The 16,229-nt window shown below is 69.2% G+C and carries 16 protein-coding genes and 2 pseudogenes; 6 read left to right on the forward strand and 12 right to left on the reverse strand.

Features of this window, described 5'->3' with window-relative positions; all coding sequences use genetic code 11:
- The first annotated feature begins 390 nt into the window (after positions 1-390).
- The gene (locus ASD72_RS05370; RefSeq protein WP_056878913.1) at positions 391-1,641 is read left to right on the forward strand and encodes a putative DNA modification/repair radical SAM protein; all 1,251 of its coding nucleotides are present in this window, start codon (positions 391-393) and stop codon (positions 1,639-1,641) included.
- 8 nt (positions 1,642-1,649) lie between these two features.
- A pseudogene (locus tag ASD72_RS05375) lies at positions 1,650-2,447 on the forward strand (TIGR03915 family putative DNA repair protein); the annotation flags it as partial.
- A gap of 28 nt (positions 2,448-2,475) precedes the next feature.
- Here ASD72_RS05375 and ASD72_RS05380 read toward each other — a convergent pair.
- The 3 genes and pseudogenes from ASD72_RS05380 to ASD72_RS21440 form a co-directional block, all read right to left on the reverse strand.
- Positions 2,476-2,877 carry a GFA family protein gene (locus ASD72_RS05380; protein WP_056878915.1) on the reverse strand — a complete coding sequence of 134 codons (402 nt, stop codon included), beginning with the start codon at positions 2,875-2,877 and terminating at the stop codon, positions 2,476-2,478.
- Between the two features lie 66 nt (positions 2,878-2,943).
- On the reverse strand, positions 2,944-3,333 hold the full coding sequence (locus ASD72_RS21290; protein ID WP_235577946.1) for a DUF1428 domain-containing protein: 390 nt from the start codon (positions 3,331-3,333) through the stop codon (positions 2,944-2,946).
- Positions 3,328-3,681 (reverse strand): annotated as a pseudogene (locus ASD72_RS21440) (DUF1428 domain-containing protein); the annotation flags it as partial. The pseudogene ASD72_RS21440 and the gene ASD72_RS21290, both read right to left, overlap by 6 nt.
- Positions 3,682-3,820: 139 nt before the next feature.
- On the opposite strand from ASD72_RS21440, the gene ASD72_RS05390 reads away from it, so the two are divergent.
- Positions 3,821-4,552 (forward strand): hypothetical protein, encoded by a 732-nt coding sequence (locus tag ASD72_RS05390; protein WP_155944484.1) that lies wholly within the window; start codon positions 3,821-3,823, stop codon positions 4,550-4,552.
- Positions 4,553-4,559: 7 nt separating this feature from the next.
- Here ASD72_RS05390 and ASD72_RS05395 read toward each other — a convergent pair whose 3' ends face one another.
- Positions 4,560-5,663, reverse strand: coding sequence for a DUF1615 domain-containing protein (locus ASD72_RS05395; protein ID WP_056878918.1), 1,104 nt, complete (start codon positions 5,661-5,663; stop codon positions 4,560-4,562).
- Between the two features lie 115 nt (positions 5,664-5,778).
- Between ASD72_RS05395 and ASD72_RS05400 the strand changes: the two genes are divergently transcribed.
- Entirely contained in the window at positions 5,779-6,453 is a 675-nt protein-coding gene (locus tag ASD72_RS05400) for a GNAT family N-acetyltransferase (protein ID WP_056878919.1), read from the forward strand.
- A gap of 103 nt (positions 6,454-6,556) precedes the next feature.
- Entirely contained in the window at positions 6,557-6,946 is a 390-nt protein-coding gene (locus tag ASD72_RS05405; RefSeq protein WP_056878920.1) for an STAS/SEC14 domain-containing protein, read from the forward strand.
- A 191-nt stretch (positions 6,947-7,137) separates the two neighbouring features.
- Here the strand turns inward: ASD72_RS05405 and ASD72_RS05410 are convergent, their stop codons facing one another.
- The 7 genes from ASD72_RS05410 to ASD72_RS05440 form a co-directional block, all read right to left on the reverse strand.
- Positions 7,138-7,686 carry a redoxin domain-containing protein gene (locus ASD72_RS05410; protein WP_056878921.1) on the reverse strand — a complete coding sequence of 183 codons (549 nt, stop codon included), beginning with the start codon at positions 7,684-7,686 and terminating at the stop codon, positions 7,138-7,140.
- Positions 7,687-7,745: 59 nt separating this feature from the next.
- A complete protein-coding gene (locus ASD72_RS05415) occupies positions 7,746-8,504 on the reverse strand; it encodes a hypothetical protein (RefSeq protein WP_056878922.1) in 759 nt (252 codons plus the stop codon).
- Positions 8,505-8,595: 91 nt separating this feature from the next.
- Positions 8,596-9,240, reverse strand: a complete 645-nt coding sequence (locus ASD72_RS05420; RefSeq protein ID WP_056878923.1) for a MarR family transcriptional regulator — start codon at positions 9,238-9,240, stop codon at positions 8,596-8,598.
- 73 nt (positions 9,241-9,313) lie between these two features.
- On the reverse strand, positions 9,314-9,847 hold the full coding sequence (locus tag ASD72_RS05425; protein ID WP_056878924.1) for a hypothetical protein: 534 nt from the start codon (positions 9,845-9,847) through the stop codon (positions 9,314-9,316).
- A 19-nt stretch (positions 9,848-9,866) separates the two neighbouring features.
- Entirely contained in the window at positions 9,867-10,373 is a 507-nt protein-coding gene (locus ASD72_RS05430) for a hypothetical protein (RefSeq protein WP_056878925.1), read from the reverse strand.
- A 10-nt stretch (positions 10,374-10,383) separates the two neighbouring features.
- A complete protein-coding gene (locus tag ASD72_RS05435; protein ID WP_155944485.1) occupies positions 10,384-11,469 on the reverse strand; it encodes a hypothetical protein in 1,086 nt (361 codons plus the stop codon).
- A 138-nt stretch (positions 11,470-11,607) separates the two neighbouring features.
- Positions 11,608-12,021: a DoxX family protein gene (locus ASD72_RS05440; protein ID WP_056878927.1), complete on the reverse strand. Its 414-nt coding sequence runs from the start codon at positions 12,019-12,021 to the stop codon at positions 11,608-11,610.
- Between the two features lie 113 nt (positions 12,022-12,134).
- Here ASD72_RS05440 and ASD72_RS05445 point away from each other — a divergent pair, with 113 nt between their 5' ends.
- Positions 12,135-13,025, forward strand: a complete 891-nt coding sequence (locus ASD72_RS05445) for a LysR family transcriptional regulator (RefSeq protein WP_056878928.1) — start codon at positions 12,135-12,137, stop codon at positions 13,023-13,025.
- A gap of 16 nt (positions 13,026-13,041) precedes the next feature.
- On the opposite strand, the gene ASD72_RS05450 is transcribed toward ASD72_RS05445, so the two are convergent.
- Positions 13,042-16,215 carry a bifunctional diguanylate cyclase/phosphodiesterase gene (locus tag ASD72_RS05450; RefSeq protein WP_056878929.1) on the reverse strand — a complete coding sequence of 1,058 codons (3,174 nt, stop codon included), beginning with the start codon at positions 16,213-16,215 and terminating at the stop codon, positions 13,042-13,044.
- Positions 16,216-16,229 lie beyond the last annotated feature (14 nt).

Here is a 16,229-nt window from a genome sequence, read left to right on the forward strand (position 1 = left end):
AACAAAGTGTGGTGGAAAAGGTGGCCCTCGCTCGGCATGCGGATGAACCCTCGCGATGCCGTCTTGAACCTTAGGCGGCGGCAAACAGGCTGAAGTGTGGTTCTTGTCACACGCCGGTACGTGGTGACGCGAAGGTAATTCGCGTTCTTCCATACGCTTTGTGCGCAGCGCACATGCGTGGTGCGAATTACGTTTCCGCAAGCGTGTTGCGAACCTTCTGCGTGCAAACGAGGGCGTCGATCGTCGGATGGTCGATCCAGGCTGTCCGCGCACATCCATGCGGTGCGGGCGGCGTCTTCACGCCAGCGTGAGCGCGTCCATCACGTTGATGAATATCCATCGGCGACACGCTGTCTCATGCGTGGAGATGGCGGCCGCTAGAATGGCCGCATGCAATTGAAAGACAAGTTGGCGATCCTCGCCGATGCGGCCAAGTACGACGCGTCGTGCGCGTCCAGTGGCGCGGGCAAGCGGCATTCGCTGGGCAAGGGCGGCATCGGCAGCACCGAGGGCATGGGCATCTGCCATTCGTACACGCCGGACGGGCGCTGCGTGTCGTTGCTGAAGATCCTGCTGACCAACTTCTGCCTCTACGACTGCGCGTACTGCGTCAACCGCGTGTCCAGCAACGTGCCCCGCGCGCGCTTCGCCACGGCCGAGGTGGTCCGGCTGACGCTGGAGTTCTACAAGCGCAACTACATCGAGGGGCTGTTCCTCTCCAGCGGCATCATCCGCAACGGCGATTACACGATGGAGCAGCTGGTGGAAGTCGCCCGCAGCCTGCGCGAGGACCATCGCTTCGCCGGCTACATCCACCTCAAGACCATTCCCGAGGCGTCCCCCGAGCTGCTGGCCGCAGCGGGTCGGTACGCCGACCGCCTGAGCATCAATGTCGAGCTGCCCACCGAGGCGGGCCTGAAGCAACTCGCGCCGCAGAAAGACGCGCCAGGCATTCGCGCCGCCATGGGCGAACTGCATGCGCGCATCCTGGCGGCCAAGCCGAGCAAGCAGGAAGCCCAGCCGAAACGTCGTCGGCCGCCGTCGTTCGCACCGGCCGGCCAGAGCACGCAGATGATCGTCGGCGCCGATGCCGCGGACGATCGCGCCATCCTGGTCAGCAGCGACGCGCTGTACCGCCAGTTCCGCATGCGCCGCGTGTACTACTCGGCCTTCAGTCCCATTCCGGATGCCTCCACCCGGTTGCCGCTGCGCGCGCCACCGCTGCTGCGCGAGCACCGCCTCTACCAGGCCGACTGGTTGCTGCGGTTCTACGGGTTCGACGTGAAGGAGATCGTCGACGACTCGGCCGGGCAGGACGGCATGCTCGACCTGGACATCGATCCCAAGCTGGCGTGGGCGTTGCGCCATCCCGAGCGATTTCCCGTCGACCTCAACACGGCGCCGCGCGAGATGCTGCTGCGCGTGCCCGGCCTCGGCGCGCGCAACGTGCAGCGCATCGTCGATTCGCGCCGCCAGGGCGGGCTGCGCGTGGCCGATCTTGCGCGCCTGCGTGCGCCGCTGCAGAAGCTGCTGCCGTTCGTCGTGCTGCTCGACCACCATCCGCGCCAGCGGCTGGACGATCCGGTACGCCTGCGTCGCGAACTCGCCCCGGCGCCGCGCCAGGCCGATCTGTTCGGCTGACGCACACGATGTTTCGCGCCACCGTCATGCCGGCCTGGGACCTGGATGCCTGGCGAATGCAGGCGCGCCACGCCTGGGAGGCCGAGCTGCCGCCGGACGCCGTGGAATGGCAGGCGGATGCGCAAGGCGAACTGCTCGCCAGCGCTGCGGTCACCGAACAACCGACGCGCCGCCAGGGCTTGTCGGTACCGGCGGAGTTCATGGCGTTCGCGGCATCGGTGCTCTGCCATCGCGATCCCGGGCGGCACGCGTTGCTGTATCGCCTGCTGTGGCGCATCGGCCACGGCGAACGTGCGTTGCTGGACCGCGCCACGGATGCCGATGTGCACCGGGCGACGCGCTGGTCCCAGGCCGTGCGCCGCGACAGCCACAAGATGAAGGCGTTCGTGCGCTTCCGCCAGGTCGAGGGCGAAGACAATGCCTACATCGCCTGGTTCGAGCCGGACCACTACATCGTCGATCGGGTGGCGCCGTTCTTCATGCGCCGTTTCGCCGGCATGCGCTGGGCCATCCTCACGCCGTATCGCAGCGTGCAGTGGGATGGCGGGCATCTCTGGGCGGGCGAGGGCGCCCAACGTTCGGATGCCCCGGCCGACGATGCCGAAGATGCGTTGTGGCGCACGTACTACGCCAACATCTTCAACCCGGCGCGCCTCAATACGCGGATGATGCGGCAGGAGATGCCGCAGAAGTACTGGAAGCACCTGCCGGAAACGCACCTGCTGCCCGATCTCGTGCGCGACGCCGGGCGTCGCGTGCGCGAGATGGACGCGCGCGAAGCGCAGGCGCCGCGGCGACGGATTCCGGGTCGTCCACGACCGCAGGACGACTGACTCACGGTTGCCGCGGGAACGCCTGCAGCGCGGGGTCGATGGTCGCCCACGCCGGCGCCGAGTCGGTCCAGATGACGGTGGTCGGCACGATGCCGGTGGCATCGTCGAGCGTGCCGACGCGGATCACCATGCGTTCGGTGTTCTCGCGCGCCTCGCTGAAGATCGGCGTGCCGCAGCGTGGGCAGAACGAACGCCGCATATGGTGGCCGCTGTCGGCCACGCTGTCCCAGCCGTCCAGCCCGCCTTCCACCCGCACGGCGGTGCGCGGGACCAGGAGGTTCACCGCCGCGTTGCCCGTGGTCCAGTACTGGCAGTCGCGGCACCAGCACAGCCGCACGGCGAACGGTTCCGCGTCGAGGGTGTAGCGCACCGCGCCGCATCGGCAACCGCCTGTCCGGGTCATGTCCGGCCTCCGCTTCGTCGCCGCGATCCGGCGCGCCACCACAGTAGCGCACCGGACGTGTCGTGCTCAGCCGCGCAGTTCCACGACGGGCGTGAAGCCGCCATAGACCATGCGTTGGCCATCGAACGGCATCGGCGGGTTGTCCTTGTTCGACGGATCCATGCGCGGGTCTTCCATCACCTTCTTCGTGCCGGCATCGCGCGCTGCCTTGTCCGGCCACTCGACCCACGAGAACGCCACGTTCTCGTCGTCCTTGGCCTGCACGGCGCGGAAGAAGTCCGTCTGCTTGCCATGCGTCACGTCGTCGCCCCAGGCCTCGATGATGCGGGCGGCGCCGTACTCCATGAAGATCGCGTCGAACGTGTTGGCGAAATCGGTGAACGCCTCCTTGCCGTTCGATGGCGCCGCGAGGATGAAGCCATCCACGTACGACGACGGTGCGCCCTCCGGGCCCAGCGTTACCGTCGGCACGAAGCCGCCGTAGATCAGCCGCTTGCCGTCGAACGGCATCGGGTTGTTCTCCGGCGACATGCGCGGGTCGTCCATCATCTTCTTCATGCCGGCATCGCGCGTGGCCTTGTCGGGCCACTCGATCCAGGAGAACACCACGCTTTCGTCGGGCTTGGCCTGCACGGTCCTGCGGAAGTCGGTGACCTTGCCGTCGGGCACGTCGTCCTCCCAGCACTCGACCACGCGTGTCGCGCCCTGTTCGATGAACACGGGGTCGCCGAGGTTGGCGTGGTCGATGAACTTCTGCTTGTTGGCGGTGGGCACGGCGGCCACGAAACCATCGATGTACGGCATGGGAAACCTCCGGAATCACGGCGCCGGGATGACGCCTTCCTGAACACGACGAACGGGGCGGGCGGAATTCGACAGGCGGCTGGCCGGTGCCCGCCAACGGGGGCGTTCAACCTGCCACGATCAAGACGAAGGTGGCGTGATGGCGGTTTCTGCAACGGGCGCGGTACCGCGCCGGCCGGGCCTGTGGGGCATCGGCAGTGGCGTATGGATGTGGGCCCTGCTGGCCCTGGTGGGCATGGGCTTCTGGAAGACCTATTTCAGCCGCCTGGGCCTGGCCGATGCGGTCACCCACCTGCATGCCGGCCTGATGCTGGCCTGGGTGGCGATGCTGCTGGTGCAGCCCTGGCTGATCCGCACGCGACGCATGGCGCTGCACCGGCAGGTGGGGCAGTTCTCCTATGGCGTGATGCCCGGTGTGCTGCTGACCGCCCTGTGGCTGTCGCACCTGCGGATCGCGGCCGCCCCGCCGGAGATGTTCGGCCTGCAGTCGATGCTGCTGTACCTGGGCACCGCGGCGTCGCTGATGCTGGCCCTGTTCTGGGGCCTGGCCATCGTCCACCGCCGCGAACCGGCCCTGCACGCGCGCTACATGGTCGCCACCGCGCTGGTGATGATCGATCCCGCGGCCGCCCGCCTGATGCTGGCGTTGCTGCCGGAAGGTGCGCGCTTCAATCCGTCGTGGGGCGGCTATGCGCTGACGTTCGCGATCCTGGCGGTGCTGATCGTGTTCGATCGCGCGGCGCCGCGCGGGCGCCGCGTGTTCGGGTTCGTCGCCGCGGTGTTCGCGCTGAATTTCCTGCTGATGCACGTGGTGCCGGGAACGGCGGCGTGGCAATCCTACGCGCACTGGTGGGCCGCACTGGGCGGCTGAGTCCCGCTTATCGCTGCATGCAGCGGCGGTAGCGTTCGTCCACGCGGGTGGCGAACCAGGCCGTGGTCAGTTCGCGGGTGATCTTCGGGCTCTCCAGCGCGATGCCCGGGATCACCGCGCGCGGGAGCGGTTTGCCGGCGCGCGATTCCGCCAGCGCATAAAGCCGCGCGTACAGCGGGGTGTCGTCGAAATCGAGGCGGCCGCCCCGCTGCAACGCTTCACGGATCTCGCGCTCGTCCATGCGCAGCGCGCCAGCCAGGTGGCGCACGGCGCGTTCGGTCTGGCCGGGCTTGTCCATCGGCGCGCCGGGGTCCAACAGATCGCCATCGAGCGCGAGGCTCACCCCGGCGGCGATGCCCACGGCATTCTGGAACGCCGCATTGCGGCTGGCGTACCAGCCCGCGTTGTAGTCGGCGAAGCGGTGCACCTTGCGCGTGTAAGGCGTCTGGTAGCCCAGCAGGTGGGCGATGCCGAAATACATGCCGCCGCGCCGCGTGAAGACTTCGTCGCGGATGCTGCCTTCCACCGGGTACGGATAGCGGGAGGCGTTGGCTTCGGCGAACGGGATGCCGACCTGCATCGGTCCGCCGGTCTGCACCGGGTTGTAGTCGGCGAACAGGCGCTTGCCCAGCGGCACGCTGCCGATCATGTCTTCGTAGATATCGCTGAGGTCGCGCTCGGTACGCACGGCGCGCAGGCGATCGGCGTAAGGGCGGCCGTCGGGCGAGCGCAAGGCCAGCGCGGCGTCGACCATGAATGTCGGCACGTGCAGGGCGGCGGCGCGACGATCGATCTCCCCGCGCGCGATCTTCGGCAGGTTGGCGACCGCCGGGTTGGCGACGTAGCCGGATTCCTGCTCGGTGATGGCCAGCACCGCGCAGATGTTCTCGCTGGTGGGTTCGATGCGCTGCGCGGCGAAGGCGGTCTCGATATCGGCGGCCCAGCGTTCGCGGTCCGCGACCTTGGCCGGCATGCGCCGCGCGATCTCGCTGCGGGTGTCGGCGGGCGGGCGCGTGGGGGCCGGCGGGGCGGTGACGCAGCCGGCGAGCAGCAGGGCGGCCGCCACGGGGGCGGCGCGCGTCAGGAAGCGCAAGGCGGGCGATGTCGTCATGCGCGCAGCATACGGAGCGGCGTCGGGGGTTGCACGAGGGGCCGCCGCGACATGACCCGGACGCCGCGACGTGGATAATCGCCGTCGCCACGCCGTCCCCACACTGCCCCCGACCATGACCGATGCCCTCGACAATCCTTTCTGGTCCGCGCTGGATTCGATCCATCGCGGCATCGCGCTGCACGTGGGCGAGGTGGCGCGCTATCCCTCCGACCATGCGCCGTTCCTCGGCGTCGCCTCGGCCGAGGTGAAGGTCGGCGATGCGCTCGCGCGCCTGGTGGCACAGGACGAATCGGTCTACCTGCTCGGCGTCGCGCCCGCCGTGCCGGCAGGCTGGGCGTTGCGCGCGTTCCAGCCGCTCGCGCAGATGGTGTGCGACGTGCCGCGCGTGCCCGCCGACGGGCCGGAGATCGTGCCGTTGGGCGATGCGCATCGCGATGACGTGCTGGCGCTGACCGCGCTGGTGTATCCGCATTACTTCCGCCCTCGCACGATGGACATGGGGCGCTACTTCGGCATCTACCGCGAGGGTCGGCTCGCCGCGATGATCGGCGAGCGCCTGGGCGACGACGGCCATCGCGAGATGAGCGCGATCTGCACGCACCCGGATTTCAACGGGCAGGGCTACGCGGGGCACCTCACTACCTGGCTGACCAACGACACGCTCGCGCACGGGCGGCAGCCGTTCCTGCACGTCAGTTACGAGAACCCGCGGGCCCTGGGGTTGTACGAGCGCCTGGGCTACCGCGTGCGGCGCGATATCGGGTTCTGGTCGCTGCGGCGGGCCTGAGCCGACGCCCGCCTGATCGGCGGTCCAGCTTCGTGAAGTCCTGTTGACACCCCCGCGCGCGGCGCCGGCTATGGTCGCCGCTTCCGCATGAGGGAGTGACCGCATGATCGAAACACTGGCCAGCCCGCCGCATGTCGCCGCCTACCGTTTCACCGGCCAGCTGACGGGCGAGGACTACGACGCGTGCATCGCCGATCTGGAAACGCGTTTGGCGCGTTTCCCGCGCATCGCCGTGCTCAGCGACCTGAGCGACATGCAGGGCGTATCGCTGGAAGCGGTCGGCAAGGATCTGCGCTACGCCGCGTCCAAGCTGGGCGAGTTCGGTCGGTTCGCGCGCGCAGCGATCGTCACCGACAAGCGCTGGCTGGTGGCCGCGACGGAATTCGCCGGGCACCTGTTGCCGAACACGGAAGTCCGCACGTTCGCGCAGGACGGGCGCGCGCTTGCGCTGGCGTGGGCGGCGGAACTCGATCCGCACGCCCCCGCGGCCTGAAGGCTCAAGGGAACAAGGCGCCGCTGAGCACCGCCAGCGTCATCCCCAGGCCCATGAAGGCCAAGCGGTGCAACAGGGAAAAGGGGGCGGGCGCGCGATGCATGGTGCTATCCAAACCTGAGTGGCGCGAACGCGCCGTGAAGCCCCTGTGTCGGATTGAACGCCGCCGACGGGCGGCACCGGCCACGCGCTCAGGCGGGCAGCGCACAGCCTTCTGGACCGCAGCCCGGCGCGATGCTGGCGCCGTCCGGTTCCCGCGTGGCGAGTTGGGCTTCATGTACCAGCGAGGCGATCTGCGCGCCCAGCACCAGGTCGCTGACCTGGCCGAAGTGCTGGTGGCGGATCCGCCCGCGGGCATCGATCAACACCAGTGTCGGCGTGCCGCGCATGGCGTAGGCCTCCATGGTCTGCGGAATCGGGCCCGGCGTGCCGGGGCGGTCCACGCCGACCGGGAACGCGATGCGGTATTCGTGCAGGAAGGCCTCCAGCGCCACCGGCGTCATCGCCGCGTGGTGTTCGAAGACGGTGTGCAGGCCGATGACGGCGACCTGGTCCGCGGGGAACGTCGCGTGCACGCGCGACGCCTGCGGCAGACCGTGCGAGACGCAGCCCGGGCACAGCATCTGGAAGGCTTCCAGCACGATGACCTTGCCGCGCAGGGCGTCCAGCGACAGGGGACGGGATGTGTTGAACCAGCGGTCCACCTGCCAGGGTGGCGCCGGGCGATCAATGGCGTTCATGGGGAAGTTCTCGTGGGGTCGCGGCCGGCCAGATGCGGGCCGGCGCGAGCAGGGAGCGATTACTGGTTCGGCTTGCCGGGCAGGCTCAGGTTGCCGGAGGCGACCTTGAACACGTCCACCACGCACAACAGCGGCGCGTGCACACTGGCGTTGACGCGAAGACCGGCGGTGACGCCGTCGAAGCTGCCGGCGGTGACCACGCCGATGTCGTCGAACGGCACCTTCACTTCGACCGTCTCGGCATTCAGCGTCGGACTCCAGCCGGGGCTGTCGAGCAGGATCGGGAAGCCCGGCCAGGTTTTCGGCAAACGCGGCTTGCTGCCTTCGGGAATATCGACCACGCCCAGCGCGCCGGGGCCGCAGGCCTCGTTCGGCTGCAGCACGACCCAGTGGCTGTGCCAGAGGTTGCCGTCGTTGTCGAGCTTGCCGTCGCCGTTCTCGTCGTACAGCGGCGTGTCGTCGAAGTCCGGATGCGCGGTGACCGCCATCGCCAGGATGCCGGCGCCTTTTTCGAAACCGACTTCGTACGGGTCGATGGTGGTCGGCCACACGTAGGAGAACACATCGCTGCCGGCCAGCTTGCCGGTCGCCGCGGGCGTGCTCTTGCCGGCCTTGCCGGACACCGCCATGTGGAACGTGGCGACGTTCTTCTCGGTGCTGATCTTGGTGTGGACGATGTCGAAATCGGCGGTCACGGCCTTGTTGGCGGTGGACGGAATGCCGCCGGTGTGGGCCTTGCCGTCATGGGCGTGCACGCCGCCGATGGCCAGCGCGAGTGCGGTGGCCAACGCGAAACGTCGGGTAGTGTTCTGGCGCATAATCGAATTCCTCTTGCTTGCTCTCGCAGGGTGGGTGGGAGGTACCGGGCGGCGTCCGATTGCAGTCGGGCGCCGTCCTTCTTTTTTCCGCCTAGGGCGGAGTCGGTTGGCGGAAGCGGGCCACGCTTCCAAGCCGTTGTTCATCGTCGGCGGGCTGCTGTTCGGCGCAGTCCACGCGCAGTTCGCCATCGCCGAACGCCTTGTCGAGGAAGGCGCAGACATGCGGCGCTGCGCGCTCGCCCGAGGCGAACGGCCGGAAGAATTCGCAGCCCAGGCAGGTCCGCAGGCCGGTGGCCAGCCCCTGTTCCTGCGCTTCGTTGACCAGCAACTGGGTAACGCGCAACAGCGCGCCCAGATCCGTATCGCCCAGCGATTCGACCAGCGAGCCCATGCCCTGGTCCGGGCGCTGCAGCTGCGTGGCCATGCGCGAGCCGGCCGACGTCAGCTTCACGCGCGCGGCGCGCGCATCGTCGGGATCGGGCGTGCGGCGGATCCACTGCTTGCCTTCCAATGCCTTCAGCGAATCGCTGAGGCTGGCCGGCGACACGCCCAGGCGCTCGGCGATCTGGCGCGCACGCAGGCCGTCCTGTACGCCCTGCAACATGCGCAGCACGGCGGCCTGCGTCGGCGGCAGCGAGGGCGTACCGTCCTGGCGCCAGGATTGGGCGCGCACCAGGTGGGCAAGCTGTTCCAGGCCCCGCGTGGCCTGTCTGCGCTGGAAGGGGGTATCGATCATGGCGAATAAGTTAGGAGTCCTAACTATATAAGTCAACGACCGTTCGTCGGCGCGATGCGGCAGGCCCATCGCGTCACCACCGCATCATCGGCAGGGGATCGAGGGGATGACAGCGCAGGCGCGCGAGCGTCAACTCGGCCAGCCGCCGGTGGAAGCCCGCGTCCGGGAACGCCGTCATCACCTCGCGCACCGCACGCCGCGAGAGGCCGAACCGTCGCACTCCCAGGCTGACATCGATCCAGTCGGCGCGGCGGAAGGCTTCCACCGCAGGCGAGGTGCCGGCGGCCGTGCGCACGAGCTTGTGGTGGCATTCGATCATCGCGTCCACCTCGACCATCCAGGCCGCTTTCCCCGCCTGGTGCAGGTGGTCCCTCGCGAGCGCGCGCGAGGGCGGCAGGTAATCGAACGTGCCGGCCGTCCAGATGCCGAGGTCATGGAAGGCCACGGCGATGCTCAGTTTTTCGAGCGCCTCCGCATCGCCCGGCGCGAGCAACCAGGAGAAGTTCGCCACCCGGTAGGCGTGGTGGCGATATCCCAGGGCGTCGTCGCCCAGCGCCGATGCATGCGCATCGAGCACGGCGTCCAGCGTGGGCAGCGCGGTCAGCATGGCCGCCGCGACCGCCGGCTCAGGTCGCGGGTTGGGCGAGGGTCGTGCGGCCGCGTCGCAGGGCGCGCACCTGCAGCACCATGCCGACCAGGAACACCAGGAAGGTGCCGCCCACCAGCTTCTGCAGCAGCGGGTCCTGCGGACCGGACACCAGCGGCGCGCCGATCGGCACGCGGGTCAGCGTTTCGGTGAAACCGGGAATGAAGTGGAAGTACACCGTCAGCGTGAACGCCAGCGCCGAGGCGACGTGCCGCCACGAACCCAGCACCGCATTGCGCCCCAGCAGCACCGCCACGGCCAGCACGATCAGCGTCAGCACGGTGAGGCCGTGCGCTTCGCTGAGCTTGCCGGTGCGCATCAGGAAGAAGCTGGTCAGGCAGGTGGCGACGGTGAACCAGGTGTACGTCTTGCCCAGCGAGGTCGCATAGCGGATGTCGTGGTAGCGCAGCAGCGCGTACAGGCCGCCGAACAGCGAGACCAGGCTGATGGCGGTGTGGAACCAACCGAACGGGGTGATGTTGAGCATGGGATGTTCCTCAGTGGGCAGGCGGCGGCGGATCGGGAAGATCGAACTGCATGAGGTTCCAGCGGGTGACGTCCTCTTCCCACTCGTCGCCGGTCGCGGCGCTGAGCGGCAGAGCGAGGTTGGCGACGATCATGCGGCGCCCCTGCACCGCGCTCGCCGCCGGGAACAGCAGCCCGCGCGGCGCGCCCTGATCGTCCACCCCGAGGAAGTCGCCGGCACGATGGCGGACGCGGCCCTGCTCGTCCAGTGCCACCAGCGTGTCGATCTGGTTGGCGGACACCCACAGCAGGCCGGCATGGAACAACAGGCCGTCGGCGCCGTACACGCCGTCGGCCAGCACCTCGAGGGTGCCGTCGGGCATCCGCTTGCGCAGTACGCGGCCGTCGCCGGCATTGTTGATGTACAGGATGGATTCGTCGGCATTGAACGCCATGCCGTTCGCGCCGAACGGCAGCGCACCGGTCGTCGCCAGCAGCGGATCGCGTGCGAACAGCTCGACGGTGCAGGGCCGGCACGTGGCCGCCTTTGCGATGCGGTAGATCGCGCCCTGGAACGAATCGGAGACGTACAGCGTGCCCGCGCGGTCGAACACCATGCCGTTGATCGCCGGGAATCCCTGCGCGCCGAAGGTGATCGTGTCGTGGCTGCCGTCCGGATTGTCGATGCGCCGCGCCGGCGGCGCCGCAGGCGACAGGGCGGTGAACGTGGCGACGTCCTCGATCGCGCTGTCCGCATCGAAGCGCGCCGGCAGCCGCTGCAGCGTCGAAGCACCGAAGTTCAGCACATAGACGCGGCCGTCGTGGAAGGCGACGCCGGTCAGCGGCGTCGGCCCGAAGCGACGCTGGGCGAGCAGCCGGCCATCGGCGGCGAAGCGCAGCAGCTGGTTGTTGCGGGCGGTGTCGGGTGCGCGTGCATCGAAGGTGCCGACGTAGACCTCGCCGGTCGCCGGATCGACGTCCAGGCTTTCCGGTTGCCGCACATCGGGCGGCAGTGTGGCGAACGGCGTCACCGGCAGGCGGGCAGCGTCCGCGGCAACGCATGCGCTGGCCGCCGACAGTGCGGCGATACCGAAGGCGAGCAGGAGGCGACGGCGCATGCGTGGCTCCATCGAAGGGCAGAGCGCACGCTGGCATGGGGCTTCCATGCAGGCTTGTACCCGCGTGCGGGCAAGCGCCGGAAACGCGGAACGCCGGCATGGGCCGGCGTTCCGGGTGATGCATGAAGCGACGCCGCTTCAGCGGTTGTCGATGCTCCAGCCACCTGCGCCGCGGGCGGCGAGGGTGATGAAGCCGCCGGCGAGGGCGAAGTTCTTCAGGAACATGATCTGCTGGATCTGGTCGCCCAGGTTGCTGTGGAACAGCACCGCGCTGGCGATCGAGAACACGGCCAGCAGGCTGGCGACGATGCGGGTCTTGTAGCCGGCGACGATGGCCAGGCCGCCCAGCACTTCCAGCGCGATGACCAGCGGCAGCAGGGCGCCGGGGACGCCGACGGATTCCATGTAGCCGGCGGTACCGGCGTAGGCGGCGAGCTTGCCCAGGCCGGAGATGATAAAGAGGGAAGCGAGCAGGCTGCGGCCGACGAGGTCGGCGGCGCCACGCAGGGCGGGAACGCGGGTGGTGGTCGGGGTGGCGGTAACGGTGGACATGGTGGACTCCGGGGAATGAGGTGGGTGCAGCGGGTACGGAGCGCAGGTTAGGCCGTGGCGATGCATCCCGGAAGCCTATATATTTCGATGAAAACCATCGTCTGGAGCGATACATGCTCGATGCCGTCACGCTCGACCAGCTCCGCACCTTCATCGCCGCCGCCGAACAGGGCAGCTTTTCCGCCGCCGGCCGCAAGCTGCGACGGGCGCAATCGGTGGTCAGCCAGACCCTGGCCAACCTCGAGCTGCAACTCGGCGTCACCCTGTTCGACCGCGGCAGCCGCTACCCGCAGCTGACCGAAGCCGGCCGCGTGCTGCTCATCGAGGCGCGCGCCGTCGCCGGGCACATGGATACGTTCAAGGCGCGCGCCCGCAGCGTGGCCGAAGGGCTGGAGCCGGAGCTGTCGGTCGCGGTGGACGTGATGTTCCCGATGGACGCGCTGACGCGCGCCGCCGCCCACAGCGGCACCGCATTTCCGCACACGCCGTTGCGGCTGTACGTGGAAGTGCTGGGGGGCGTGATCCAGCCCGTGTTGGACGGCACCTGCGGGCTCGGTGTGGTGGGCTCGCTGCCGGAGTTGCCCGACGAAGTGGCGACCGAACCGTTGCTGGCGGTCCCCTTCGTCACCGTGGTGTCGCCCGCGCATGCGATGGCGGGCGTGCGCGGCACCGTGCCAGCGAAGACGCTGGCCCAGCATTTGCAACTCGTGCTGACCGATCGCACGCCGCTGACGGCGGGCCGCGATTTTGCGGTGCAGTCGCCACTCACGTGGCGGCTGGCGGATCTCGGTGCCAAGCATGCCTTCCTGCGCGCCGGGCTGGGCTGGGGCCACATGCCGCTGCATATCGTCGAGGAGGACCTCTCGGCCGGTCGCCTGAAGCGCCTGCGCATCGCCGACGCCGATCCGCGCTACGCGCAGATGCCGATGCGCGCGGTCTGGCGCAAGGACACGCCGCCGGGTCCCGCCGGTCGCGCGTTCATGGCGCAGCTGCGCGCGCGGTGAGTCGGTCGCAGACCGCTCAGGCCATCGCCTGGCGCAACTGGCCGCGGGCGAGGGCGGTCGCTTCATCGACCTCCATCGGCCGGCCGAAGAAATAACCCTGCATCTCGTCGCAGCGCATCTGCTGCAGCGCGCTCATCTGTTCCGCCGTTTCCACGCCCTCGGCGATGGTGCGCAGGCCCATTTCGTGCGCGAGCACGAGGATCGTGCGGGCGATGGCGCGGTCGGTGCTTTCCGCAGCGATGCCGTCCACGAAGCTGCGGTCGATCTTGATGATGTCCAGCGGCAGCCGCTGCAGATAGGCCATGCTGGAATAGCCGGTGCCGAAGTCGTCCAGCGCCAGGCGCACGCCCAGCGCATGCAGCGCCTGCAGCATCTCCTGCGCGGCGCCCATGTCTTCCACCAGCACGCTCTCGGTGAGCTCCAGCGTCAGCGCGTCCGCCGGCAGTGCGTGGCGTTGCAGGCAGTCGGCGATCCACGGTGCGAGGGTCGGTTGGCCGAGCTGGCTGGGCGACAGGTTCACCGCCATGCCCAGCGTGCGCAGGCCCATCGCGCGCCAGCGTGCCAACTGCTGGCAGGCCTGTTCCAGCACGAAGTGGCCGATGTCTTCCATCAGGCCCGCGCTTTCGGCCAGCGGAATGAACACCGACGGCGGCACCTCGCCCCATGCGGGGTGGCGCCAGCGCGCCAGCGCTTCGAATCCGTTCAATTGCAACGTGTCGCCATCCACGACCGGCTGGTAGGCGAGCCGCAGCTGGCCGCGCGCCACCGCCTCGCGCAACGCCGTGACGCGGCTGAGGCGGTCGTTGGCTTCCTGCAGGGCACCGGTCGAAGGCAGCCGCACCTGGTTCCTGCCGGCGCGCTTGGCCAGGTGGCGCGCGTCGTCCGCGCTGCGCAGCAGGCCTTGCAGGTCGATGCCGTGTTCCGGCGCGTGCGCCAGGCCGATGCTGGCGGTGACCGTGAACGAAGGATGCGTGGAGTACAGCGCGATCGGTTGGCCCACTGCGCGCCGGATCTCTTCCGCCCAATGGTTGAGCTGGTCGATATCGGTGTCGGCGAAATGCACCAGGAAGCCTTCGCCACCGTAGCGGTAGACACGGCCCTGCTCGGCGACGGCGCCGGAAATGCGCTGGCCCATGCGGCGCAGCACTTCGTCGCCGCCGTCGTGCCCGAACGAATCGTTGACCATGCCGAAGCCGTCCAGGTCGACGATGGCCAGCCCATGTCCCGACGGCGTCGGCGCTGCGATCTGCTCGCTGATCAGGGTGGCCTGCGCCGAGAAACGCGGCAGGCCGGTGGCGCTGTCCATCGCGGCGGCATCGTTGAGCCGTCGCTGCGCGTCGAGGCGGCGCTCGGTTTCGGTCAGCAGCGAGCGGGCGGTTTCCGCCGCTTCGGTGGAGCGGCGCCGCGACAGGTCCAGCAGGAACAGCACGAATGCGATCAGCAGGCCGCTGCTGAGGCCGCCCACGACCAGCGAGCGCGGCAACGCGAACGAGGTCAGCGCGGGCGGTGCCCACAACGACAGTTCCACCTCGTGGCCGGGCAGCGACACCTGCTGCACCGACAGCGGGGCGCCCAGCGGATCGCCCTGTTCGACCGTCTGCATGCCGTCGGCGGTGGCGCGTACGGGGCGGTCGGAGAACACCGCCTTGTTGAGCGTACGCACGAAATCGTCCAGGGCGATGAACGCCTGCGTGCGGCGGCCGGCGCTGTCCACCGTCAACCACCAGCCGCCCGGCACCGCCAGCAGGTGGCCTTCGTCGGCGACCGGTACCGGCGGTGAAGGCGCGGCAGGCGCATCGAAACCCGGTTCCACCCAGCGGTACTCGCCCGCGTCGCCCACGCTGCGCACCACGCGGAAGGCGGCGTAGGCGCGCACCATGTCGGCGACGTGGCGATCGAACAGCGCCTCCGCCGCGTCGGGGCGCGAGGCCACCAGCGACGACGACAGCTGCCGCAACGCACTGCGGCGCAATTCGACGCCGCGCTGGAACGTTGCCGACGCGCTCGCCGTCTGCGTCTCCATCACCCGGCGCGCCATCGCATCGCGATCGGCCGTGGCCGCCAGCCAGAACATCCCACCCAACGTCAGCGCCGCCGCCATCGGCAACACGCCGAACAAACGTTCGCGCAGCGAATTCTCGCCGGCCACCGCCAGCGCCAGCCCCATCGCGACCAGCTGCGCCGTCGCGGTCAGGGAGATCTGGTACATCGACATGCCTTCGCGGTGGTAAGGCAGCTGGATCAGCAGGCCCAGCGCCGCCATGCCGGCCACCGACGCCATCGCGATGCCCAGGCCGCGGGTGATGCCCCAGCGCGCGTTTTCCCAGCGCTGCAACGCCTGCGGCAACAGCGCCACCGCGATCCAGGCGGTCAGCACGCCGTAGTCGGTGTAGCCGCCGATGAGCGGGGTGGTGGCGCGCGGCAACCAGCCGATGCCATGCAACATCGCGTTCAACGGCGTGGTGACGCCGCCCAGCGTCTGCAGCAGGGTGAACAGCAGCGGCAGGGCCACCAGCCCCATCAGGATCCATGCCGCACGCTCCTGGTCGCGTTGGCGCAGCAACAGGGCCATGGCGAGCAGGGCCAGCGTCAGCGTCGAGATCGGGCGCATCGGCAGGTAGCTCACGCCCATCCTGCCGACCAGGCTGCCCGGGGCGTGCCAACCGACCAGCGCCACGACGGTGAAGGCGAGCACGAAGGCGACCAGTTCGGTGCTCGTATCGAGTGTCCGGCCCGCGCGCAACGACGGTGTGTAGACCAGCAGGAACATCGCGAGCGCCGAGAGTGCCAGCGACCACCCGATCTCGGCAGGCGCGCCGCCGGGCTGCAACGCGCCCAGCACCGGTTGCACCGCGAGCAGCAGCAGCGCGGCGGCGAACACGCGCATGACGAATTCCGCCCAGTAGGTGCGCCACAACCGCGCCCACACGATGATCGTCGTCGCGGCCAGCACCAGGCAGGTCCCCAACGCATGGAACTGCCAGACATGCACCAGGAACAGCACCGTCAGCAGGCCCACCACGGCGCCACGCACCTTGCGTTCTTCGCTGCGCCAGGTGGCGATCGCCACGAGGACGCCGACCACCGGCACGCTGTCGTCGACGAAATGGCCACTGCCCATGTTCATCAACGTGAACCCGGCCGCCATCACCCAGGCCAACGCAGCCGCAAAGCGCTGTGCCCATTGCATGGGCCGCCATAGGT

Origin of the sequence: Pseudoxanthomonas sp. Root630 (genome assembly GCF_001427585.1) — a bacterium.
Taxonomy (GTDB): Bacteria; Pseudomonadota; Gammaproteobacteria; order Xanthomonadales; family Xanthomonadaceae; genus Pseudoxanthomonas_A.